Annotated in this window: 20 protein-coding genes; 11 read left to right on the top strand and 9 right to left on the bottom strand. The window is 71.5% G+C overall.

Annotation, left to right across the window (positions count from 1 at the left end; genetic code table 11):
• Nucleotides 1–122 precede the first annotated feature (122 nt).
• The 3 genes from ADK67_RS14170 to ADK67_RS14160 all read right to left on the bottom strand — a co-directional run bounded on the left by ADK67_RS14170 (nt 123) and on the right by ADK67_RS14160 (nt 2,710).
• A complete protein-coding gene (locus ADK67_RS14170; protein ID WP_053716870.1) occupies nt 123–1,403 on the bottom strand; it encodes a HAMP domain-containing sensor histidine kinase in 1,281 nt (426 codons plus the stop codon).
• Nucleotides 1,400–2,080: a response regulator transcription factor gene (locus ADK67_RS14165; RefSeq protein ID WP_053716869.1), complete on the bottom strand. Its 681-nt coding sequence runs from the start codon at nt 2,078–2,080 to the stop codon at nt 1,400–1,402. Before ADK67_RS14165 ends, ADK67_RS14170 begins: the two co-directional genes overlap by 4 nt.
• 69 nt (nt 2,081–2,149) lie before the next feature.
• On the bottom strand, nt 2,150–2,710 hold the full coding sequence (locus tag ADK67_RS14160) for a TetR/AcrR family transcriptional regulator (protein ID WP_053716868.1): 561 nt from the start codon (nt 2,708–2,710) through the stop codon (nt 2,150–2,152).
• A 135-nt stretch (nt 2,711–2,845) separates the two neighbouring features.
• On the opposite strand from ADK67_RS14160, the gene ADK67_RS14155 reads away from it, so the two are divergent.
• Nucleotides 2,846–3,628, top strand: coding sequence for an SGNH/GDSL hydrolase family protein (locus tag ADK67_RS14155; RefSeq protein ID WP_231648178.1), 783 nt, complete (start codon nt 2,846–2,848; stop codon nt 3,626–3,628).
• A gap of 204 nt (nt 3,629–3,832) precedes the next feature.
• Here ADK67_RS14155 and ADK67_RS14150 read toward each other — a convergent pair whose 3' ends face one another.
• A complete protein-coding gene (locus ADK67_RS14150) occupies nt 3,833–4,564 on the bottom strand; it encodes an SDR family NAD(P)-dependent oxidoreductase (protein ID WP_053716938.1) in 732 nt (243 codons plus the stop codon).
• A 106-nt stretch (nt 4,565–4,670) separates the two neighbouring features.
• Here ADK67_RS14150 and ADK67_RS14145 point away from each other — a divergent pair, with 106 nt between their 5' ends.
• The 7 genes from ADK67_RS14145 (at nt 4,671) to ADK67_RS14115 (ending at nt 13,830) form a co-directional block, all read left to right on the top strand.
• A complete protein-coding gene (locus ADK67_RS14145) occupies nt 4,671–5,033 on the top strand; it encodes an ArsR/SmtB family transcription factor (RefSeq protein ID WP_053716866.1) in 363 nt (120 codons plus the stop codon).
• Nucleotides 5,034–5,079: 46 nt separating this feature from the next.
• Complete coding sequence (locus ADK67_RS14140; protein WP_053716865.1) at nt 5,080–5,625, top strand: hypothetical protein; 546 nt, start codon at nt 5,080–5,082, stop codon at nt 5,623–5,625.
• A 58-nt stretch (nt 5,626–5,683) separates the two neighbouring features.
• On the top strand, nt 5,684–6,181 hold the full coding sequence (locus ADK67_RS14135; protein WP_082403473.1) for a MarR family winged helix-turn-helix transcriptional regulator: 498 nt from the start codon (nt 5,684–5,686) through the stop codon (nt 6,179–6,181).
• 274 nt (nt 6,182–6,455) lie between these two features.
• Nucleotides 6,456–7,160, top strand: a complete 705-nt coding sequence (locus ADK67_RS14130; RefSeq protein WP_053716863.1) for a VIT1/CCC1 transporter family protein — start codon at nt 6,456–6,458, stop codon at nt 7,158–7,160.
• 140 nt (nt 7,161–7,300) lie between these two features.
• The gene (locus ADK67_RS14125) at nt 7,301–7,513 is read left to right on the top strand and encodes a hypothetical protein (protein WP_053716862.1); all 213 of its coding nucleotides are present in this window, start codon (nt 7,301–7,303) and stop codon (nt 7,511–7,513) included.
• 382 nt (nt 7,514–7,895) lie between these two features.
• Nucleotides 7,896–12,386, top strand: a complete 4,491-nt coding sequence (gene gltB, locus ADK67_RS14120; protein WP_053716861.1) for a glutamate synthase large subunit — start codon at nt 7,896–7,898, stop codon at nt 12,384–12,386.
• On the top strand, nt 12,379–13,830 hold the full coding sequence (locus ADK67_RS14115) for a glutamate synthase subunit beta (RefSeq protein ID WP_053716860.1): 1,452 nt from the start codon (nt 12,379–12,381) through the stop codon (nt 13,828–13,830). Before gltB ends, ADK67_RS14115 begins: the two co-directional genes overlap by 8 nt.
• Before the next feature lie 183 nt (nt 13,831–14,013).
• Here the strand turns inward: ADK67_RS14115 and ADK67_RS14110 are convergent, their stop codons facing one another.
• The 3 genes from ADK67_RS14110 to ADK67_RS14100 form a co-directional block, all read right to left on the bottom strand.
• Nucleotides 14,014–14,622: a DUF4360 domain-containing protein gene (locus ADK67_RS14110; protein WP_442974139.1), complete on the bottom strand. Its 609-nt coding sequence runs from the start codon at nt 14,620–14,622 to the stop codon at nt 14,014–14,016.
• Nucleotides 14,623–14,728: 106 nt separating this feature from the next.
• Nucleotides 14,729–15,346, bottom strand: coding sequence for a DUF4360 domain-containing protein (locus ADK67_RS14105; RefSeq protein WP_053716858.1), 618 nt, complete (start codon nt 15,344–15,346; stop codon nt 14,729–14,731).
• A 259-nt stretch (nt 15,347–15,605) separates the two neighbouring features.
• Nucleotides 15,606–16,124: a MarR family winged helix-turn-helix transcriptional regulator gene (locus ADK67_RS14100; protein ID WP_053716857.1), complete on the bottom strand. Its 519-nt coding sequence runs from the start codon at nt 16,122–16,124 to the stop codon at nt 15,606–15,608.
• 59 nt (nt 16,125–16,183) lie between these two features.
• Here ADK67_RS14100 and ADK67_RS14095 point away from each other — a divergent pair, with 59 nt between their 5' ends.
• A complete protein-coding gene (locus ADK67_RS14095) occupies nt 16,184–17,695 on the top strand; it encodes a GGDEF domain-containing protein (RefSeq protein WP_053716937.1) in 1,512 nt (503 codons plus the stop codon).
• Between the two features lie 229 nt (nt 17,696–17,924).
• Here ADK67_RS14095 and ADK67_RS14090 read toward each other — a convergent pair whose 3' ends face one another.
• Entirely contained in the window at nt 17,925–18,899 is a 975-nt protein-coding gene (locus ADK67_RS14090) for a hypothetical protein (protein WP_157620287.1), read from the bottom strand.
• A 189-nt stretch (nt 18,900–19,088) separates the two neighbouring features.
• On the opposite strand from ADK67_RS14090, the gene ADK67_RS14085 reads away from it, so the two are divergent.
• The gene (locus tag ADK67_RS14085; protein WP_157620285.1) at nt 19,089–20,723 is read left to right on the top strand and encodes a serine/threonine-protein kinase; all 1,635 of its coding nucleotides are present in this window, start codon (nt 19,089–19,091) and stop codon (nt 20,721–20,723) included.
• Between the two features lie 63 nt (nt 20,724–20,786).
• Nucleotides 20,787–21,830 carry a methyltransferase gene (locus ADK67_RS14080; RefSeq protein WP_197289439.1) on the top strand — a complete coding sequence of 348 codons (1,044 nt, stop codon included), beginning with the start codon at nt 20,787–20,789 and terminating at the stop codon, nt 21,828–21,830.
• Nucleotides 21,831–21,842: 12 nt separating this feature from the next.
• Here ADK67_RS14080 and ppk2 read toward each other — a convergent pair whose 3' ends face one another.
• Complete coding sequence (gene ppk2 / locus ADK67_RS14075) at nt 21,843–22,790, bottom strand: polyphosphate kinase 2 (RefSeq protein ID WP_231648181.1); 948 nt, start codon at nt 22,788–22,790, stop codon at nt 21,843–21,845.
• Nucleotides 22,791–22,793 lie beyond the last annotated feature (3 nt).

Raw genomic sequence — 22,793 nt, 5'->3', positions numbered from 1 at the left:
TGGGAGCGCCGCGGACGACCTCAATTCCGTGAATAACTTTATCCAGGAATGCGGAACTGTCAACAACGGATTATTTAAGGAACATTTAAAGGTCGCATCAGGTGCGGAAAAGGGATCAGGGGTCAGACTGGCTCTTCCGCGCGGCCCAGCCGGAGCTGGACCCGCGTGCCGCCGAGCGGTCCGCGGTCGACGACCAGCGAGCCGCCGGTGGACTCCGCCGCCCGGCGGGCGATGTCGAGGCCGAGGCCGGTGGAGCCCGCGCCGCTGCTGCCCCGCCGCAACGCCGCCGCCAGGTCGTCGATGCCCGGCCCGGCGTCCTCGATCACGATGACCACGCGTTCGTGCTGGTGGAACAGTGCGACGACGAACCCGACGCCCTCCGGGGTGTGCCGGAAGACGTTGCCGAGCACGGCGTCCATCGCGGCGGCGAGGTCACTGCGGGTGAGCGGGACGAACGCCCGGCGCTCGGTGCCGCGCAGGTTCCACAGCCGCTGCTGGTCGTCGGCCAGGGCCGACCAGAACACCAGGCGGTCGTGCACGACCTGGGCCGCGTCGCACCGGCCGCCGTCGGGGTCGTCCAGCTCGCGGCGGGCGGCCCGGATGAGTTCGTTGACCTCGCGTTCGAGCGCGTGCACGGCTTGCCGGACGCGGTTGGCGCCGGGGTCCTGGCCGAGGGTTTCGGAATCGAGCCGCAACGCGGTGAGCGGGGTGCGCAAACGGTGGGAGAGGTCGGCCAGGATTTCGCGTTCGTTGGCGACCAGTTGGCCGATCCGATCGGCCATCCGGTTGAACGCGGCGGCCGCGTCGAGCAATTCCGGCGGATCACTCGGCGTGACCCTGGTGGTGAGATCGCCCTGACCCATTTTGCGGGCGCCTTCGGCGAGGGCGGCGGCGGCTTTCACGACCCGTGCGCCGAGGCGGTCGGCGACCAGCACGGAGCCGAGCACGAGGACGACGGCGACACCGCTGAGCGCGAGCCACGCCTGCTCGACGCCGCGGGACAGCTCGGCGCGCGGCACGAACGCCTCGACCACGGCCACCCGGCCCTCGCCCAGCAGCACGGGTTGCAGGTGCACGAGCCCGGCCGGTATCGGCTCCGTGGACGCCAGGCCCTGCTCCCGGGCGGTGCGGATCTGCTGGTCGGTCGCCACGGGCACGCCGACGACCTCGCCGTCCGCCAGGTGCACGGCGACCCGGCCGGCGCTGGCGGTGAGCGCCTGGCCGACGGACGCCGGGTCGGAGGTGATCACCAGGACGGGGGTGAGCGCGCCGGCGAGGCGTTCGGCGTCGACGAGCGCGCGGTCCTCGGCCAGCTGGCGCACCACGAGGGCGAGCGGGATCAGGAACGCGAGCGCGACCATCGAGGTGACGGCCAGCGAGACGAGCGCGAGCGACTTCCTCACTCGGCCGCCGTGAGCTTGAACCCGACACCGCGCACGGTGTGCAGGTAGCGGGGTTGCGCGGCGCGTTCGCCGAGCTTGCGGCGCAGCCAGGACAGGTGGACGTCCAACGTCTGGTCGTCGTGCCTGCCGGGCAGGTTCCACAGGTTGGCCAGGAGTTCGGCGCGCGGCACCACCTTGCCCTCGCGGGCGGCGAGGTAGGCGAGGAGGTCGAACTCCTTGCGGGTGAGGTTCAGCTCGCGGCCGTCCAGGCGGGCTTCACGGCGGTCGAGGTCGACGGTGAGGCGGCCGACGCGGAACGTGGCGGGCGCGGCGTCCTTGCGCGCGCGGCGGAGCACGGCGGAGAGCCGGGCCGCGAGGTGCTCGCTGGAGAACGGCTTGACCAGGTAGTCGTCGGCGCCGGCGTTGAGCAGGCGGACGATCTCGCTCTCGTCGTCACGGGCGGTGGCGACGATGACCGGCACGTCGCACACGCCGCGCATCATCCGCAGGGCGTCCGCGCCGTCCATGTCGGGCAGGCCGAGGTCGAGCACCACCAGGTCGAACGCGCCGCCGGTGATCTCGCGCAACGCCTCCAACGCCGTGCCGACGGGCAGCACCGCGTGCCCGAGCCCGGTCAACGCCCGGCTCACCGCCGACCGCACCACCGGATCGTCCTCGACGAGCAGCACCGAGACCATGGCGCGCACCGTAACGCGGTCGGGCGCGCCGTCCACCGCTCCCCCGGCCCCACCGCGCGCCAAGCCGTGTCAGCCGTGCACCGATCCGGCCGTCCGATCGGGTTCCGGGAGGAACAGACCGTTCAGCAGCACGGGGATCGCGCGGTGCGGGTCGGGTGTCCGCTCGACGGCCGCCTGGAGCATGGTCAGCACGACCACTACGTCGTCCAGCACGATGCCGTGGCGCAGGTGGCCCGCCGCCCGAGAGCGGTCGAACGGTCCGCGCAGCGCGTCCAGCAGTCGACGCACGTGGCCGCGCCGGTCGGGCTCGGGGAACCGGCGCAGCTCGTCCACCAGCGGGCGCATCGACACCTGGTAGGCCATCACCGCCTGGAGCAGCGGGCGGAACGCGGCCGGGTTGTCGGCGTTGCGCTCGGCCGCCGCCACCAGCAGCCCCAAGTGGTTGCGCGCCAGCGTGAGCAGCAACGTGCGGCGGTCGGGGAAGTGCCGGTACACCGTCGCCTGGCCGAGGCCCGTCAGGCGGGCGATCCGCGCCGGTGACGGTGTCGTGCCGCCGACCACGAGCTCCTCGGCCGCGCGGATGATCGACGCCCGGTTCCTCAGGGCGTCGCTGCGGCGCGGAACGGTCATGGCGGCACCCCGACGAAGCAGTCCAGGTTACTCGCAGGTAATGAGAATAGCACCGACTGTGATCCCTCGGAACGCCTTCGTAACGTCGGCGACCTGCCGCCTTCACGCAGGTGATTCTTCGAGGAAGGACTGGACGTGCGCGGACGTCTTCTCAGGGTCGTGTGCGCGGTGCTGCCCGCCGCCCTGGCCGTCATGCTCACCTCGACCGCGGCGCGGGCCGCCGCCCCGGTCGACTACGTCGCCCTCGGCGACTCGTACTCCTCCGGCACGGGCGCGCCGCCGTACCTCAGCGGCTCGTGCTACCGCAGTGCGCGCGGGTACGCGCAGCTGTGGGCGAACACGCACGAGGTGTCGTCGTTCAAGTACGCCGCCTGCGGCGGGGCCACCACGAGAAGCATGACCGACCAGTTCGCCTCGCTCGACGCGGGCACCGACCTGGTCTCGATCACCATCGGCGGCAACGACGTCGGGTTCGCCAACACCATGATCACCTGCGTCACGGGCAGCGACACGAGCTGCGTCAACGCCGTGAACGCCGGCATCGAAACCGCGCGCACCACGTTGCCGGGGCGGCTCGACGCCACGTACGCGACGATCCGCAACCGCGCCCCGAACGCGACCGTGGTCGTGCTGGGCTATCCGCGGCTGGTGGAGCCGAACGGCACGTGCATGAGCGCGACCAAGCGTGCGGCGCTCAACCGGGGCGCCGACGACCTGCACACCGTGATCTCGGCCCGGGCCGCGGCGGCCGGCGTCCGCTACGTCGACGCCCGCGCCCACTTCGCGGGCCACGGCGCGTGCGGCGGCTCGCCGTGGATCAACCAGTTCTCCCTGTTCCGCCTGGCGGAGTCGTTCCACCCCAACGCGACGGGCTACAGCCAGGGCTACCTCCCCCTGCTGAACTCCGCCACCACCTGACCCCCTCGCGCGTGTCGAACCTTCAAGTCACGCGTGTCCTACGTTCACGTCAAAGATCGACTGTTCTGAGCGTTGAACTCGGGGTACGCGAACGTAGGACACGCGCGTTCTGAACGTAGGACACGCGCGTTCTGAACGTAGGACACGCGCGTTCTGGAGGTAGGACACGCGCGTTCTGGAGGTAGGACACGCGGGAGGTGGGGGTTAGCCGATGGTGCGGCCGCCGTCGGCTTGGATCAGTTCGCCGTGGACGTAGCTGGAGCGCGGCGAGGCCAGGAAGACGATGACCTCGGCGATCTCGCGCGGCGAGGCGGTGCGGGCGAGCGGGGACCTGCGGCCTGATTCGGCGACGGCTTCGGGGGCGAGGGCCTGCGTCCCCTCGGTGACCGTGGCGCCCGGCGCGACGGCGTTGACGCGGATACCGGTGCCGCGGTACTCCACGGCCCACGTCCGGGTCAGGGATTCCAAGGCCGCCTTGGTCGCCGCGTAGGCCGCCGCACCGGGGACGGCGTACGAGGTCGCGGACGTGGACACGTTGACCACGCTGCCCCGGCCGCGGGCCGCCATGCCCGGCAGCAGCGCGGCGGTCAGGAAGAACGGCGCCCGCACGTTCACGTCGAACAGCCGCTCGAAGCCCGCCACGTCCTGCTCCGCGGTCGGCGTGAACGGGAAGACACCGGCGTTGTTGACCAGCACGTCCACCTCGCCCGCCGCCTCCGCCAACGAACGCACCGACGCCAGGTCCGCCATGTCGGCGGCGATGAACTTCGCCCTCCCACCCTCCGCCTCGATGGACGCCACGGTCTCCGCACCGCGCGCCGCGTCACGCCCCGTGACGATCACCATCGCGCCACCGGCCGCCAACAGCCGCGCGGCCTCCCGGCCGATGCCCGACGTGCTGCCGGTGACCAGCGCAATCTGCCCGTCAAACTCCATGTGATCCCACACCTCGCCCATTCGAAGTTCGGTGAACATCGAACAACCTATCGTGACCAGTTCGATGTTCGCAAAACCTCGAACATGGAGCCTCTAGACTGTCCGCGTGCGCCACGCGGACGCCAACCCGGACGTCGATCAGCTGACCCTGACCGACGTCCTCGCGGCGCTCAGCGACCCCCTCCGCGTCGGCCTGGTCCGCCTGATGGCCGACGGCGCGGAGTACACCTTCGGCGAGTTCGCCGTCCCCGTCGCCAAGTCGACGCTCAGCCACCACCTCAAGGTGCTCAACGCCGCGGGCCTGACCTGGCGCCGCGACGAGGGCACCCGCTGCTACCTCCGACTGCGCCGCGACGACCTCGACACCCGGTTCCCGCACCTGCTCGACACCGTCCTCGCCGCCGCCGACCGGGACGACGTCGGCAGCCACGTGGGCAACCACGCCGGCCACCACGTCACCACGCCGTGAACCCCGTGCCGAGCAAAGGGGTTCACCGCGCCGGCAGGATGTCCGGGTGACCAGGGGCCTGCAGTACTTCGCCGCGTGGTCGGCGTCGACCGCGGTCGCCGTGGTGCTGTCCTGGCTGGGCATCCGGTTCGTGCTGGACGCGGGCGCACCCGAACGGCCGCGCGTCGTCGCCGGACCGACGCAGTCCTCGGCGATCGCCAGGGCCACCACCACGACCACCACCCCCGCGCCCATCACCACGACGACCACGGTCGCGGTGATCGCGACGGTGGCGCCGACCACGACGACCACGGTGCCGCCGACCACCACCACGACCACGCAACCCCTGCCGTCGGAGAACGGCACGTGGACCGAGCGGAACGGCGAACCGGTCTACCTGCGCAGCTTCACCCTGCACGGCGGGGTCGCCGCGATCAGCTTCTCCGCCACGGACATGGAGCCCATCTCGGCCACACCGCGCCAGGGCTTCGCCGCCACCGTCGAACAGCCCGCGGACGCCGTCGTGGTCGAGTTCACCAACGCCGGCCACCGCTCCCGGCTGGAGGCCACCTGGGTCGGCGGACCGCAGTGGCGGATCGTGGAAACCGGCTGACCACCGTCGACGCGGAGCCGTGAACCGGAACTCGACCGACTCCCGGGTCAGGACCGCGATGACCCTGTTCACCCACGGCGGCGACACCGCGGCGTTCGAGGCCGCCGCCGCCGTGCGCACCGCCCACCACGCCGTGGAACGCCTGCGGTCACGCGGGACCGACAGTCGCGGGCTCAGCTCCGGCGCGCTGGACGTCCTGGTGCGCCTGAGCGCCGCGCCCGAGGACGGCATGACGCTCGGCGTCCTCGCGCGGTCGGCCGGCGTCAGCGCGCGCAACGTCACGGGACTGGTCGACACCCTCGAACGGGACGGCCTGGTGGCACGCGAGCCCGACCCCACCGACCGGCGGTCCGTCCTCGCCAGGATCACGCCCACCGGCCAGGAGTGGCTGGACGCGTTCCGCCGCCCGTCCGAGGTCGCGATGTCGGCGATCTTCCGCGGCTTCACGCCCGCCGACCTGACCGCGCTCCGGCACCTCTGCCTCCGACTGGCGGACAACCAGCGCCTGATCGAACAGCACCTCGACCGGACAGCCACCCAGGACGACCAAGGCTGACCCGCTCCGACCACCGGCACCGGCTGTTCAACCGGTGTTCGCGCGCCCAGTCGGCACACCGCACGATGCGCCGTCGGACGGCACGGGCGGCGCCGTGGCCGCGACCGACCCGACCCCGAGCGGCACCGCGCGCCCGCCGGCCACCGCTCCCTGATTCGTCAGCCGGGAGTCGATCACGCCAACCCCAGGGGGCGGAATCCGCCCGCTGTCCACCCCTTCACCCGTTCGCGGGAGGGATGCCACCCGTTAGCCGAGTGGTGGTTCGATCACGGTCATGACGCACCCCGGCGAACCGCACCACGACGACCTCTCCGGCAGGCTCAACTGGCTGCGCGCCGGTGTCCTCGGCGCCAACGACGGCATCGTGTCGACGGCGGGGCTCGTGGTCGGCGTCGCGGGCGCCACGGCCGACCGCACCACGATCCTCGCGGCGGGCGTCGCCGGGCTCGTCGCGGGCTCGCTGTCGATGGCGGGCGGCGAGTACGTGTCGGTCAGCACCCAGCGGGACACCGAGCGGGCCGCGCTCAAGCTCGAGGAGCGCGAGCTGCGCGACATGCCCGAGGAGGAGGAGCGCGAGCTCGCCGAGCTCTACCAGGACAAGGGGCTGTCCGAGGAGCTGGCCGCGCAGGTCGCCCGCGAGCTGACCGAGCGGGACGCCCTGCGCGCGCACGCCGAGATCGAGCTGCAGATCGACCCGGACAACCTGACCAGCCCGTGGCAGGCCGCGTGGGCGTCGCTGGCGGCGTTCGCGGTCGGCGCGCTGATCCCGTTGGTCGCGATCGTGCTGCCGCCGACCGGCTGGCGGGTGTGGGCGTGCGCGGTGGCCGTGCTGGTCGGTCTGGTGCTCACCGGGGTGGTCAGCGCCCGCCTCGGGGCGAGCCGCGTGGGCCGCGCGGTGCGCCGCAACGTGGTCGTCGGGTCGCTCACGATGATCGTCACGTACTACGTCGGTCTCCTGTTCGGAGCAACGGTCGGCTGATCCCGATCACGCAGCGCGCACACCCTCCGGAGCGGGTCGGAGAAAGTCGCGACCCGGAGGTGTGAGGTACGCAAAGTGCGGGTACTCGCACCCGACCTGTCGCCGTCGAGCGCGACGGGCCCGGACCGGAGGTGTGCGCCGTGACCCACCCACCGACATCCCTGCTCGTGCTGCGGGGTGAGAAGGCCGAACGCCGGCTCTGGGCGCTGCTGGCCGCGCTGTTCGCGCTGGTCTCGGGCGTCAACGTGATCCTGGCCGTGAGCGAGGCCGCGTGGTGGCAGGGCGCCCTCGCGGCGCTGTGCCTCGCCGTCGCGGTGGGCTGCGGAGTGGAGTCCAGAAGAGCCGGCAGCTGACTTCACCCGACGCTGAAGCCGCGAAACCGAGCGAAACTCTGGTCCGACCGGGTGTACCCCGCTGGTCGGAACGGCGTCAAGTAGGGGTGTGATTCACCACGACGCCCTGTCGGACTAGAGCCATAACCGCGAATTCACACTATCGTCACAAGACCCCGGCAATCCCGGTGCACCGCCAAGCGCTCCCGAACGGCCCCATCCGGCCGCGAGGCGCGCACGAGCAAGTGCAGTTCTCCCGCACAACGGAGTGCGGAACCCACGCCGAAGATCTCTCGGGCGTGGGTCCACAGCCAGTACCTGCAGGCCGAGTTGTCCGCGTAAAGCCGCGCGCGGGCGTTCGGCCGTCTCCGTATGCCCGGACGACGCCACGGGAGGGCCCGTTGTGACCCACCACCACCAGCCGCAAGGCCTTTACGACCCGCAGTACGAGCACGACGCCTGCGGTGTCGCGTTCGTCGCCGACCTGGCCGGTCGCAGAAACCACGCGATCGTCAACCAGGCTCTGGTGGCGCTGCGCAACCTCGAACACCGGGGAGCGCGCGGCGCCGAGCCGGAGACCGGTGACGGCGCGGGCATCCTGATCCAGGTGCCCGACGCGTTCTACCGCGAGGTCGTCGACTTCCCCTTGCCCGAGCCCGGCGGCTACGCGGTAGGCACCGCGTTCCTCCCCCAGGAGGGTCAGGACGAGGTCAAGGGCCGGATCGAGCGCATCGCCGCCGAAGAGGGCGCGACGGTCCTCGGGTGGCGCGAACTGCCGGTGGACGCCGACCACGTCGGCCCGACCGCGAAGACCACCATGCCCGCGTTCAGCCAGCTCTTCCTCAGCGGAGCGGAAGGGCTGGAGCTGGAGCGCCTGGCGTTCGTGGTGCGCAAGCGCGTCGAGCACGCGACCGACGTGTACTTCCCGAGCCTGTCCGGGCGGACGATCGTCTACAAGGGCATGCTCACCGAGCCCCAGGTGGAGAAGTTCTTCCCCGACCTGACCGACGAGCGGGTCACCAGTTCGATCGGCCTGGTGCACTCGCGGTTCTCCACCAACACGTTCCCGTCGTGGCCGCTGGCCCACCCGTACCGGTACGTGGCGCACAACGGCGAGATCAACACGTTGCGCGGCAACCGGAACTGGATGGACGCGCGCGAGTCGATGCTCGCCACCGACCTGATCCCCGGCGACCTGTCCCGGGTCTTCCCGGTCATCACGCGCGGCGCCAGCGACTCGGCGACGTTCGACGAAGTGCTGGAGCTGCTGCACTTGGGCGGGCGCAGCCTGCCGCACGCGGTGCTGATGATGATTCCCGAGGCGTGGGAGAACCACGCCGAGATGGACGCGCAACGGCGCGCGTTCTACGAGTTCCACTCCACGCTCATGGAGCCGTGGGACGGCCCGGCGCTCGTGGCGTTCACCGACGGCACCCTGATCGGCGCGGTGCTCGACCGCAACGGCCTGCGGCCGGCCCGGTACTGGGTCACCGAGGACGGCCTGGTCGTGCTCGGCAGCGAGGCGGGCGTGCTGGAGTTCGACCCGGCCACGATCGTGCGCAAGGGCAGGCTGGAGCCCGGCCGGATGTTCCTGGTCGACACCGCCCAGGGTCGGATCATCGACGACGAGGAGATCAAGGGGCAGCTCGCGGCCGAGCACCCGTACCAGGAGTGGGTCGCCGACGGCGTCCTGCACCTGGCCGACCTCCCGGCGCGTGAGCGCGAGGTGCCGACGCACTCGTCCCTGGTGCGCCGCCAGCAGGCGTTCGGCTACACGGAAGAGGAAATGGCGCTGCTGCTGGGCCCGATGGCCCGCTCCGGCGCGGAACCGATCGGGTCCATGGGCAACGACGCGCCGTTCGCGCCGCTGTCGGACCGGCCGCGGCAGCTGTTCGACTACTTCACGCAGTTGTTCGCCCAGGTGACCAACCCGCCGCTGGACGCGATCCGCGAAGAGCTGGTCACCTCGCTGCACGCCACGCTCGGCGCGGAGCCCAACCTGCTGTCGGTCGACGCCACGTCGTGCCGCCGGATCTCGTTGCCGTTCCCCGTGCTGGACAACGACGAGCTGGCCAAGCTCGTGCACGTGGACGACGACGGCACGCTGCCGGAGTTCCGCACGTTCACCGTCCGCGGCCTGTACGACGTGGCGGGCGGTGGCGAGGCGCTGGTGCGGCGGCTGGACGAGATCCGCGCCGAGGTGTCCCGGGCGATCGAGGACGGCGCGCGGCTGGTCGTGCTGTCGGACCGGGGCGTCGACCAGGAGCACGCGCCGATCCCGTCGCTGCTGCTGACCGGCGCGGTGCACCACCACCTGGTGCGGGAGAAGACCCGCACCCAGGTCGACCTGATCGTGGAGGCGGGCGACGCCCGCGAGGTGCACCACATCGCGCTGCTCATCGGCTACGGCGCGAAGGCGGTGAACCCGTACCTGGCGATGGCGTCGGTGGAGGAGCTGCCGGACGTCGAGCCGGAGGTCGCCACCCGCAACCTGATCAAGGCGCTGGGCAAGGGCGTGCGCAAGACGATGTCCAAGATGGGCGTCTCGACCGTGGCGTCCTACACCGGCGCGCAGATCTTCGAGGCCATCGGCCTCGGCGGCGAGGTCGTGGACTCGTGCTTCACCGGCACCACCTCGCGGCTGGGCGGCGTCGGCTTCGACGTCATCGCCGAGGAAGTGGCGCGGCGCCACCGGATGGCGTTCCCGGCCGACGGCGTCCGGGCGCACCACCGCGAGCTGGAGGTCGGCGGCGACTACCAGTGGCGCCGCGAGGGCGAGGCGCACCTGTTCAACCCGCAGACGGTGTTCAAGCTCCAGCACTCCACCCGCACCGGCCGTTACGACATCTTCAAGGAGTACACGCGGGGCGTGGACGAGCAGGCCAAGCGGCTGATGACGCTGCGCGGGCTGTTCGCGTTCAAGGAGGGCGTGCGCGAGCCGGTGCCGATCGACGAGGTCGAGCCGGTCTCGTCCATCGTCAAGCGGTTCGCCACCGGCGCCATCTCCTACGGCTCCATCTCGCAGGAGATGCACGAGGTGCTGGCCATCGCGATGAACCGGCTGGGCGCGAAGTCCAACACCGGTGAGGGCGGCGAGGACGCCGAGCGGTTCACGCCCGACGCCAACGGCGACTCGCGGCGTTCGGCGATCAAGCAGGTGGCGTCGGGCCGGTTCGGCGTGACGAGCGAGTACCTGGTCAACGCCGACGACATCCAGATCAAGATGGCGCAGGGCGCGAAGCCCGGCGAGGGCGGCCAGCTGCCCGGCGCGAAGGTGTACCCGTGGATCGCCAAGACCCGGCACTCCACGCCCGGCGTCGGCCTGATCTCGCCGCCGCCGCACCACGACATCTACTCGATCGAGGACCTGGCGCAGCTCATCCACGACCTGAAGAACGCCAACCCGGCGGCGCGCATCCACGTGAAGCTCGTCTCCGAGGTCGGCGTCGGCACGGTCGCGGCGGGCGTGTCCAAGGCGCACGCGGACGTGGTGCTGATCTCCGGCCACGACGGCGGCACCGGCGCGTCACCCCTGTCGTCCATCAAGCACGCGGGCGGACCGTGGGAGCTGGGCCTGGCCGAGACGCAGCAGACGTTGCTGGCCAACCGGTTGCGCGACCGGATCGTGGTGCAGACCGACGGCCAGCTCAAGACCGGGCGGGACGTGGTGATCGCGGCGCTGCTCGGCGCGGAGGAGTTCGGCTTCGCCACCGCTCCCCTGGTCGTGTCGGGCTGCGTCATGATGCGGGTCTGCCACCTGGACACCTGTCCGGTCGGCGTGGCCACGCAGAACCCGGTGCTGCGGGCGAAGTTCGCGGGCCAGGCCGAGCACGTGGTGAACTTCTTCGAGTTCATCGCGCAGGAGGTCCGGGAGCTGTTGGCGCAGCTGGGTTTCCGGACCCTGGCCGAGGCCGTCGGGCACGCGGACCTGCTCGACACGCGGGCCGCGGTCGACCACTGGAAGGCGGCCGGGCTCGACCTGTCGCCGATCTTCCACGTGCCGCCGCTGCCCGAGGGCGCCGCGCGGCACCGCACCACCACCCAGGACCACGGTCTCGACAAGGCGTTGGACAACACGCTGATCCAGCTCGCCGAGGGCGCGATCGCCTCGGGTGACCGGGTGCGGCTGGAGCTGCCGGTGCGCAACGTCAACCGCACCGTCGGCACCATGCTCGGCTCCGAGGTGACCAAGCGGTGGGGCGGCGAGGGCCTGCCCGACGACACGATCGACATCACGTTCACCGGCACGGCCGGGCAGTCGTTCGGCGCGTTCGTGCCGCGCGGCATCACGTTGCGGCTCGTCGGCGACGCGAACGACTACGTGGCCAAGGGCTTGTCGGGCGGTCGGATCGTCGTCCGGCCGGTGCCCGACGCGCAGTTCGCCGCCGAGCAGCACATCATCGCGGGCAACGTGATCGGCTACGGCGCGACCGGCGGCGAGGTCTTCCTGCGCGGCAAGGTCGGCGAGCGGTTCTGCGTGCGCAACTCGGGCGCGCTGGCCGTCGTCGAGGGCGTCGGCGACCACGGGTGCGAGTACATGACCGGCGGCCGGGTGGTCGTGCTCGGCGCGACCGGGCGCAACTTCGCCGCGGGCATGTCCGGCGGCATCGCCTACGTGCTGGACGCGGCCGTGCAGCGGGTCAACCCCGAGATGGTGGACCTCGACCCGCTGGACGAGTCGGACCGTGAGTTCCTGCGGCGCGCGGTGGAGAAGCACTACCTGGAAACGGACTCGGCGGTGGCGCACGCGCTGCTGGCCGACTGGGACCTGGCGGTGGACCGGTTCACCAAGGTCATGCCGAAGGACTACAAGCGCGTGCTGGCGGCACAGGCCCGGGCCGAGCTGGAGGGCCGGGACGTCAACGAAGCGATCATGGAGGCGTCTCATGGCTGACCCTCGTGGGTTCCTCACCACCGAGCGTGAGACTCCGCGCAGCCGTCCCGTTTTCCTGCGCCTGCGCGACTGGCGCGAGGTGTACGAGGAGTTCGAGCGGCCCAAGCTGGAGAAGCAGGCCGGCCGGTGCATGGACTGCGGCATCCCGTTCTGCCACCAGGGCTGCCCGCTGGGGAACCTGATCCCCGAGTGGAACAACCTGGTGTTCAGCGACGACTGGCGCAAGGCGGCGGACCGGCTGCACGCGACCAACAACTTCCCGGAGTTCACCGGGACGTTGTGCCCGGCGCCGTGCGAGGCCGCGTGCGTGGTGGGGATCAACGGCGATCCCGTCACCATCAAGCGGGTCGAGATCTCCATCATCGACCGGGCGTGGGACGAGGGCTGGGTCACGCCCCAGCTGCCCGCCACGCGCACCGGTCGTTCGGTGGCCGTGGTGGGTTCCGGGCCCGCGGGCCTGGCCGCCGCGCAGCAGCTGACCCGCGCCGGGCACTCGGTGGTGGTGCTGGAGCGGGCCGACGCGATCGGCGGGCTGCTGCGGTACGGCATCCCCGAGTTCAAGATGGAGAAGTGGCGGCTGGACCGCCGGCTGGACCAGATGCGGGCCGAGGGCACCGAGTTCCGGACGAACGTGAACGTCGGCGTGGACGTCACGGTCGAACAGCTGCGGGAGTCCTACGACGCGGTGGTGCTGGCGGGCGGCGCGACGGCGTGGCGCGACCTGCCCGTGCCGGGCCGTGAGCTGGCCGGCGTGCACCAGGCGATGGAGTACCTGCCGGGCGCGAACAAGGTGGCGCGCGGCGAGCTGGACGCGCCGCCGATCACCGCGGAGGGCAAGCACGTCGTCGTCATCGGCGGCGGCGACACCGGCGCGGACTGCGTCGGCACGGCCCACCGCCAGGGCGCGCTGTCGGTGACGCAGCTGGAGATCATGCCCCGGCCGCCGGAGAAGCGCGCCGAGGCCCACCCGTGGCCGACCTACCCGATGCTGTACCGGGTCACGTCGGCGCACGAGGAGGGCGGCGAGCGGCTGTACTCCGTGTCCACTGTGGAGTTCCTCGGCGACGACGACGGCGCGGTGCGGGCGTTGAAGCTGGTCGAGGTCGAGGCGTCCGGCGGGCGGTTCGAGCCGGTGCCCGGCAGCGAGCGGGAGATCCCGGCGCAGCTGGTGACGTTGGCGATGGGCTTCGTCGGCCCGGAGAAGGACGGCCTGCTCACCGAGCTGGGCGTCGACCTCGACGCGCGCGGCAACGTGGCGCGGGACGAGGAGTTCGCGACCTCCGTCGACGGCGTGTTCGTGGCCGGCGACATGGGCCGCGGCCAGTCGCTGATCGTGTGGGCCATCGCCGAGGGCCGCTCGGCCGCCGCCGGCGTGGACGCCTACCTGACGGGCCGCGCCGTGCTGCCCAGGCCGATCGAGCCCACCGACCGGCCGCTCGTGTGACTCGTCCCCGGCCGCACAACGGAGTGCGGCCGGGGACGCCCTTCCCGGGTGGCCGGACAGCGTGGTCCGGCCACCCGGGTCGGTCAATCCGGTGCGCGCGCCGATCGCTCGAACGTGCGGCGCACGCGCTCAGGCGGGCCGGTCTCGGTGGGCGGGGATCCACCGCTCACCGAGCCGGTCCGTTCACGGGCAGGTCTTCCAGGCGAAGTGGTACGTCGTCTCGACGCTGCCGTCCGTGGAGTCCATGGACATGAAGCTGGTGGTCTTCGTCGTGTCGGACGAGCCGGCGCTCACCCGCAGCTCCGTGTTGATGTTGAACAGCCGTTGCTCACCGCACGGGTGGTACACGATCGCGGCGAGTTCGGTGGTGTCGGTGGCCTGCCAGTCGTCGCTGAACGGTCCCGCGTAGCTGTGGCTCCGGTACGCCGTCGGCGACATGCCCTGGAAGTAGTAGTTGGCCCGTTCCAGACCGCTCGCGCCTTGCTCGAGGTGGGCGAAGCCGCGGTAGTCGGTTTGCGCGATGCCGTAGGTGAACCCCTGTGGGATGTTCAGCCTCAGGTTGAGCTGGCAGTTCTTCCGGAAATCGGTGGGCAGCGCGCCTACGCCCACCTGCGCCATGAACTGGCTGTAGGTGACGGTGAACGCCTTGTTGTCCGGTGAGACCGCCACGGCCGCGGTACCGGCCGGGCATCCGGAGCCGTTGACGGTCACCACGTCGATGGTCATGTGATCCGGCGGCGGGGTGGTGTTCGGCGCCCCGCCGGGAGGAATGACGATCACCGCCGCCGCCATGGTGACGGCCGCCACGAAATTGAACATGCAGCACCTTCCGACTCGTCAATGAGCACGGTATCGGCGGCGAATTGACGCAAGTCCCTCGGTCACCGGTCGGGCTGCCTCAGCACCGCTTCCACGAGAAGTGGTACGTGGTGCTCACGTTGCTGTCGGTCGAGTCCATCACCATGAAACTGGTGCCGGTCGACGTGCCCGCGGTGACGCGCAGTTCCGTGTTGATGTTGAACATCCGTTGTTCGCCGCACGGCGCGTAGACGATGGCGTCCCATTCCGTGGCGTCCGTGGCCTGCCAGTTGTCGCTGAAGGGCCCGGCGTAGGAATGGCTCTTCCGGGCGGTCGGCGACATGCCCTGGAAGTAGTAGTTGCCCTGCTCCATGCCCACCGCGCCGCGCTGGAGGTGCGCGAACCCGCGGTAGTCGGCCTGTGCGATGCCGTAGGTGAAGCCCTGGGGGTAGTTCAGCTCCAGCGTGAGCTGGCAGTTCTTCCGGAAGTCCGTCGGCTCGGAGTCGGCGCCCGCCTGCGCGAGGAACTGGCTGTAAGTGACGGTGAAGGCGGTGCGGTCCGGTGCGGCGGCGACCGCCGCGGTGCCCGCCGGGCAACCGGACCCGTTCACGGTCCTGACCTGGACCGTGACGTATTCGGGCGCGGTCTCGACCGTCGTTTCACTTGAGGGGACGAGCGCGGACAGGGTCAATGCAGCCGCGGCCACTAAGGTCAGCATGAACGGCCTTTCTCGTGCGGTTCGACATGCGATGTGACGGCGGTTACAGGACCGTAGCGCAATGCCGCACCGAGCACTGCTCCTCCATTAGAGTGGAATCACTCCCAGATAGTGGAACAAATGCTTTCCCGAAGAAATGCGCACGCCGTTTCCAGCCGACCGGGCATAGTCGGCGCACGAATTGCCGCCGACCACGGGCGAGCCGCACGGCGTTTGTTGAAATCGCGACGATATTGCGAAATACCGCGTCTCGACCGGACTACCTCGGACGGGCGGCGGCCACTCGTCGGATCAATTGCGCCATCTGTGCGCGTTCGTCCTCGTCCAGCACGGCGAACCAGCGCGCCTCGCGCGCGTTCTGGCGCGGGAACACGCCCGACACCGCCTCGCGGCCCTCCCGGGTGAGCGCCACGAACACCACGCGCCGGTCCTGCCCGTCCCTGGTCCGCTCGACCAGCCCGGCCCGCTCCAGCGTGTTGATCAGGTTGGACATCGCCGACCTGGTCGTGCCGGACAGGTCTGCCAGCCGCGCGGGCTGGGTCGGACCGAGGATCCACAGCTTGAACATCAACCGGAACCCGGGCATGGTCCACCCCTGCTCGCGGTGCACCAGCGCCTCGTAGTCGGTGATCATCATGTACGCCAGGTGCAGCACGTTGTACGAGAGGCCGAACGCGTCCGCGTCGCCGCCCAACTCGCCGATCCGGTGCCGCGCGAACCGCTCGTACTCCTGCTCCGTCGCCACGTCTTCGGCGACGGGAACCTCCTGCTCTGCCACCCGCCGATCCTCCCAGGGTGACCCGGCCGAAGGCACCGGAATGCGGCACACTGACCGGCGTGATCGGGACGAGGCGGTTCGCCATCACGGCCGCGGTGGTGCTGGCGCTGGCCACCGCCGCGTCCGTGGCCGCGAGTTTCGACATCGTCAAGGGTGAGGGCGCCGTGGTCCTGGACGACCTCGCCCAGCTCGCCACGGGCCTGTTCGCGACCGGTTGCTGCTGGTGGACGGCTCGCCGGGCGACCGGGCCGGACCGCCGTTGGCGGCTGGCGATGGGCTTCGGCATGGCGGGCTGGTCCACCGGTCAGGCGTTGTGGACGTGGTACCAGCTCGTCGAGCGGCGCGCGGTGCCGTCACCGTCGCCCGCGGACGCCGGCTACCTCAGCATCGTGCCGTTCGCGTTCATCGCCCTGCTGGTCATCGGCAACTTCCGCCGGTCGGACCGGCCCGACGCGCTGCTCGACCGCCGTTCCCGCAGCGCCCGGCTGGTGCTGCTGCTCGACGGCCTGATCGTGGTCGGGTCGCTGTTCGTGCTGACCTGGACCACGTCGCTCGGCGGGCTGGTCGCCGCGGGCCACCCGGGTTCGGCGGCGTTCCTGGTGGCGATCGCCTACCCGGTGACGGACCTCGTGCTGCTGGTGATCGTGGTGGTGCTGAGCGCGGACCGCAAGGTCGTGCTGCGACCGCAGCTGCGGTTGCTCGGGCTCGGCCTGGTCGGGCTGGCCGCGTCCGACTTCGCGTTCGCCTACCTGGTCAGCATCCAGGCGCCGGAGGTGCCGCCGCTGGCCAACGCCGGGTTCGTGATCGGGCCCGCGCTGATCGCGTTGGCGGCCTTGGCGCCCGTGCCGTCGCCCTCGACCGGGCCGAGCCGCAACCGGCGGTCGTGGCAGTGGGCCTACCTACTGATGCCGTACGTGCCCTTACTGGTCAGCAGCGTGCTGGTGCTGCGGCGCACGATCATCGGCGACCTCGGGCCGTTGGACGCGGTGGAGATCGGCTGCGGCTTCACCGTGTTCGTCGCGGTGATCCTGCGGCAGCTCGTGACCCTCGTGGACAACACGAAGCTCGTGCTGCTGCTGCGCGAGTCCGAGCACACCCTGACGCACCAGGCGCACCACGACCCGTTGACCGGGCTGGCCAACCGGGCGCTGTTCGAGCGCAGGCTGGACGAGGCGTTGGCCGAGCACCACCGCGACGGCACGCCGTTCGGGTTGCTGTTCGTCGACCTGGACGACTTCAAGGCGGTCAACGACGTCTCCGGCCACGCGCACGGCGACGCGATGCTCGAACGGGTGGCGCAGCAGTTGCGGCAGTGCGTCCGCGACACCGACGTGGTGGCGCGGCTCGGCGGCGACGAGTTCGGCGTCCTGGTCGAAGGACTGGAGGAGCCGGAGAAGGTGGCGTTTCGCATCCTCGACGCGCTCGGCGAGGAGATCAGCGCGTCGGTCGGCGTGGTGATCTGCGCCGACCACGACCCCGAGGCCACCGCCGCGTCCGTGCTCAACCGTGCGGACAAGGCCATGTACGAGGCCAAGCGCGACGGCGGCCGGGGTCTGGTCATCCACCCTTAGGCGCCGGCCGACCAGGTCGCCCGGAGCCTCGGGACCCGGTGGCGGCACGGCCTGTGACCAGGTGATTCAACGGTGGTTAAGCGTTTCGCCGGCACACGTCGGGCATGCTCGCTGTGCCGGGCGGATGTCAGGGGGGTGTTCGTCCGGAGACGGAGCCGGTCGAGGCGCCGCGGTGTCCCAGCCCGCAGGCCGCCTCCCGGCTCCGTCCGGTCCGGGTCGTGCCACGCCGTCACGCCGGCAGGCCGGCCCACACCTCGGCCGCGACGACCCGCACCGCGGCGCACGCGTCCTCGACGGTCGCGCCGGTCGGCAGGGCGACGGTGACGAGGGCGAGTTCGCTCAACCCGTCCTCGAACGGGACGTGGGTGGTCTCCGCGCCGCACAGCACGAGCGACGACGTGGTCAAGCCGGACATCACGGTGGGGCGGCCGGCGATGTCCTCGAGCTTGCTGTTGCCGCCGTTCGGCTCGGTCGGCGTGCCCACCGAGTAGGTGACCCGCACCCTGGGCGGGGTCGTCGTGCCGTCCGGGCTCCACCGGCACTGGTGGCCCGCCGGGTAGGGCCAGGCGCGCGAACCCGCCAGTCCGGGCAGCCGCGCGACCGTCGCGTCCGACAGCCCGCGGCACGCGTGCACCGGCCCGAGGGACTTCGCCGCGTACCGCCGGCGCTCCACGTCGCCCGCGAGCACGCGGTCCGCGATGGCGCGCACCACGACGTCGGCGACCGCGCACAGCAGCGGCGCGGGCACGTCCTCGGTGGAGTGGTTGTCGACGGTCACGTTCAGCGCCACCAGGTCGGGGAACACCAAGCCGCGCTGGCACTGGACGCCGCTGCCGCCGCGGATCTCGACGATCCGCAACTCCTCGTACGGCACCAGCGGCCCGTCGAACACGGCCTCGTGCTGCACCCGGTCCAAGCCGCCCGCCACCACGTCGAGCACCGCACCGCCGGTGGTCACCTTGAGCACGCAGTAGTCGAGTGACTCGACCGGCGCGATCGACGCCTCGCCGAACACCGCCACGTCCGCGGGCTCCACCTGCCCGCACGGGTCGATCGACGCCGGGTCGCGCAGCAGCACCTCGGCGGTGCGCGCGGGTGGTTCGGGGAACGTCGGGTCCGGCACCGGCACGGCGGTCCCGGTCACGGTGGCGCCGCACCCGACCAGCAGTGCCACTAACGGGACGACGCCGAGCGCTCTCGCCATGACGGCAGCGTAAGGGAGGATCACCTGGCCACGACACGGTTTCACCCAAGCGCCAGGCGGCCCGCACAGGCCCGTCGACCCGGAACGCACGCCCCTCCGCGACCGCCGACCCGAGGCGCGCTCACCTGTTTGGCGTCAGCGCGATCAGGGCACTCGGAAGTGTCCTGTTCACGCGACCGGAGGTATGAAGTGTCACCCTCGGTAGGCGACAAGGTGCCGTCCGGCCGCTACCAGCTCATCGAGCCGATCGGGATCGGCGGCATGGCCGAGGTGCACCGGGCGTGGGACACCGTGCTGCGGCGGCACGTCGCGATCAAGCTGGTGCGGCCCGGTTTCGACCCCGCCGACGCCCGGCGGTTCGACAACGAGGTCCGCGTCCTGGCCGGGCTCACGCACCCGGCGCTGGTGTCGGTCTACGACGCCGACACCACGGCGCCGACCCCGTTCGTGGTGCTGCGGCTGGTCGAAGGCCGGACCCTGCACGAACGCCTCGCCCTCGGACCGCTGCCGCTGGACGAGGTGCGCCGGCTCGGCGCACGGCTGGCCGACGCGCTGGCGCACGTGCACGCCCACGGCCTCGTGCACCGCGACGTGAAGCCGGCGAACATCCTGCTCGACCGCGAGGACAACGCCTACCTGGCCGACTTCGGCCTGGCCCACCTGACCGGAGCCACCCGGCTGACCCGCACGGATCAACTGGTCGGCACCGCCGCCTACCTCGCGCCGGAACAGGTGCTGGGCCAGGAGATCGACCACCCGACCGACGTCTACGCCCTGGGCCTGGTGCTCCTGGAGTGCCTGACCGGCCGGCGCGAGTACGAGGGCGGCGACGTGGAGGCCGCGGTCGCCCGCCTGCACCGCCCACCCGTGATCCCCGACGACCTGCCCGCCGACCTCCGGAACCTGTTGGCCCGGACCACCTCCGCCGCGCCGGCCGACCGGCCGACCGCGCACGACTGCGCGCAGGTCCTGCTGGGCGCGATCACCCTGCCACCCGGTGACGCCGCCGAACCGGCCACCACCGTCCTCGCCCCGCCGCCGGAAGACCGGCCCGAGCCGGACGTCGACCCCGCTGCCGCGCCCGGCAGCGCAACCAAGCAGGCAACCGACCCCATCGCCCCACCACCCGACGCAGCCGGGCCCGACGCCGACCCCGCTGCCCCACCGCCCAAGGCAACCGAGCGGGTCAACGCAGCCGCTGCCGTACCGCCCAACAGCGCCGAGCCGGTCAACGCAGCCGCTGCCACGCCGCCAAACAGCGGCGAGCCGGACGCCGACTCCGCCGCCACGCCGCCCGACACAGCCAAGCCGAACACCGACCTTGCTGCCCCACCACCCAGCACAGTCGAGGCGGACACCGAGAAGCTTCCCCGTGCGGGCACGCGCCCGTCGTACGCGCTCGTCGCCTCGGCAAGCGCGCTGGTCGGCGCGTTCGCCATCACGTTGGCCGCGCTCTCCGGCGACCGACCCGCCACCTCCGCCCCGCCCGAAGCAACGACGCAGCAGGCGTCCCCCGGCACGGCGACCTCCGCCGACCCGGCGCAGGACCAACCCCGGTTCATCGTCACGCCCCAAGCCACCGGCACGACCCCCGCGCCCACCACACCGCAGCCCACGACGTCCCCGGCCGACGACCCGGCGGCCGAAGACGCGCCGGCCCGGAACGCGGCCGACCCCCAAGCCGGACCCGACGGCGACACCACCGCGCCGGTCGTCACCACCACCGGCCAACCCACCTCCGCCCCGGCGACCACCACGTCCGAGAGCCCGCAGCCGAGCCCCGAACCCGAACCGTCGGTCCAGCCGACGGAGGACGGCGGCTGACCCGGTTGCCCGAACGGGAACGATTACTGGCGATGACTCTCGGTCATCACTAACGTGCGGACAGTGTCAACTGTGGAGAACTCCCCCGGCTCGGTCGAGCGGCCGGCGGAAACCGACCCCCGCTTCGCCCTGATGGACCACGCGATGGGCTACCTGTTCTCGGCCGCGTTGCGCGCCGCCGCGGCGTTGGGCGTGGCCGATCACCTGAGCACCGGGCCGCGTCCGGTCGCCGAGCTGGCCGAGGCGGTCGGCGCCGACCCGCTCAACCTGCACCGGATGCTGCGGCTGCTGGCCACGCGCGGGATCTTCGTCGAGGACGACGAGGGCCGGTTCGCGCTCACCCCGGCGGCCGAGTTGCTGCGCGGCGACGTGCCGGGGTCGTTCCGCTCCGCGGTCCTGATGCTCACCGACAAGACGTTCTGGCAGCCGGCGGGCGAGTTGGAGGAGGCCGTGCGCACCGGCACCTCGCCGTTCGAGCGGCTGTTCGGGATGCCGTTCTTCGACCACTTCGCCCGTGACGCCGACACCGCGGCCGTCTTCCACGTCGGCATGGCGGAGATGTCCGACCCGGAGAACCCCCTCGTCGCGTGGGCGTACGACTTCCCGGCGTCGGCGACGGTCGTCGACCTCGGCGGCGGGCACGGCGGTCTGCTGCTGGCCGTGCTGCGCGAGCACCCCGGGTTGCGCGGTGTGCTCTTCGAGCAGCCGCACGTGCTGCAAAAGCACCGGCTCGGCGAACTCGGCGCGGACGACCGCTGGGAGCTGGTCCCCGGCGACTTCTTCACCGGGGCGCCGCCCGGCGACGTCTACCTGATCAAGCGGATCCTGCACGACTGGGACGACGAGCAGTGCGTGCGCATCCTCCGCCACTGCCGCCGAGCCGTCTCCGACCACGGCCGCGTGCTGGTCGTCGACGCCGTGATCCCGCCCGGCAACGACCCAGACCCGGGCAAGGTCATCGACCTGCTCATGATGAGTTCGCTGACCGGGCGGGAACGCACCCGCGCCGAGTTCGACGCCCTGTTCACCGCGGCAGGCTTCCGGCTGACCGGGGTGATCCCGACCGGCACCCGGCTGTCGATCGTCGAGGGCATCCCCGTGACGTGAGAACGACCTGCCTCAGGGGTGCACGCCCGGTCCGTGGTCGGCGTCGGTGGCGTGCGCGAGGGGGGTCGGGCTGAGCGTGGCCTCGTCCTCGCCCTCCTCCAGCAGCGTGGCCGCCGGGCCGACCACCCGCGGGTCCGGCTCGCCGACCACCTCGGGGTCCTTGTCGGTGTAGTCGACCCGCGCCAGCACGCTGCGCATGGCCTCGATCCGGGCCCGCTTCTTGTCGTTGCTCTTCACCACGGTCCACGGCGCGGCGCGCGTGTCGGTGGCCCGGAACATCGCCACCTTCGCCTCGGTGTAGGCGTCCCACCGGTCCAGCGACTCGACGTCGTTCGGGCTGAGCTTCCACTGCCGCACCGGGTCGACCTGCCGGATCAGGAACCGCGTCCGCTGCTCCGCCCGCGACACCGAGAACCACAGCTTGACCAGCACGATCCCGTCGTCCACCAGCATCCGCTCGAACGTCGGCGCCTGCCTCATGAACCGCTCGTACTGCTCGTCGGTGCAGTAGCCCATGACCCGTTCGACGCCGGCGCGGTTGTACCAGGACCGGTCGAACAGCACGATCTCGCCGGCGGTCGGCAGGTGGTCGACGTACCGCTGGAAGTACCACTCGCCCTGCTCGCGCTCGGTCGGCTTGCTCAACGCCACGACCCGCGCACCACGCGGGTTGAGGTGCTCGGTGAACCGCTTGATGGTGCCGCCCTTGCCCGCCGCGTCACGCCCCTCGAACACGACGACCATCCGCCCGCCGGTGTCCTTGATCCAGTACTGGAGCTTCAGCAGCTCGATCTGGAGCAGGCGCTTGGACAGGTCGTACTCCTCGCGCGTCAGCCGCGTCGGGTACGGGTAGTTCTCACGCCAGGTGTCGATCTCCGTGCCGTCGGGGTGCCGCAGCACGGGGTCGTCCCCGTCCTCGTAGTCCACCACGAGGTCGTCCACGCGCAGGCCGGGGAACAGGTC

Origin of the sequence: Saccharothrix sp. NRRL B-16348 (assembly GCF_001280085.1) — a bacterium.
GTDB lineage: Bacteria > Actinomycetota > Actinomycetes > Mycobacteriales > Pseudonocardiaceae > Actinosynnema.
This window is presented reverse-complemented; position numbering and strand designations above follow the sequence as displayed.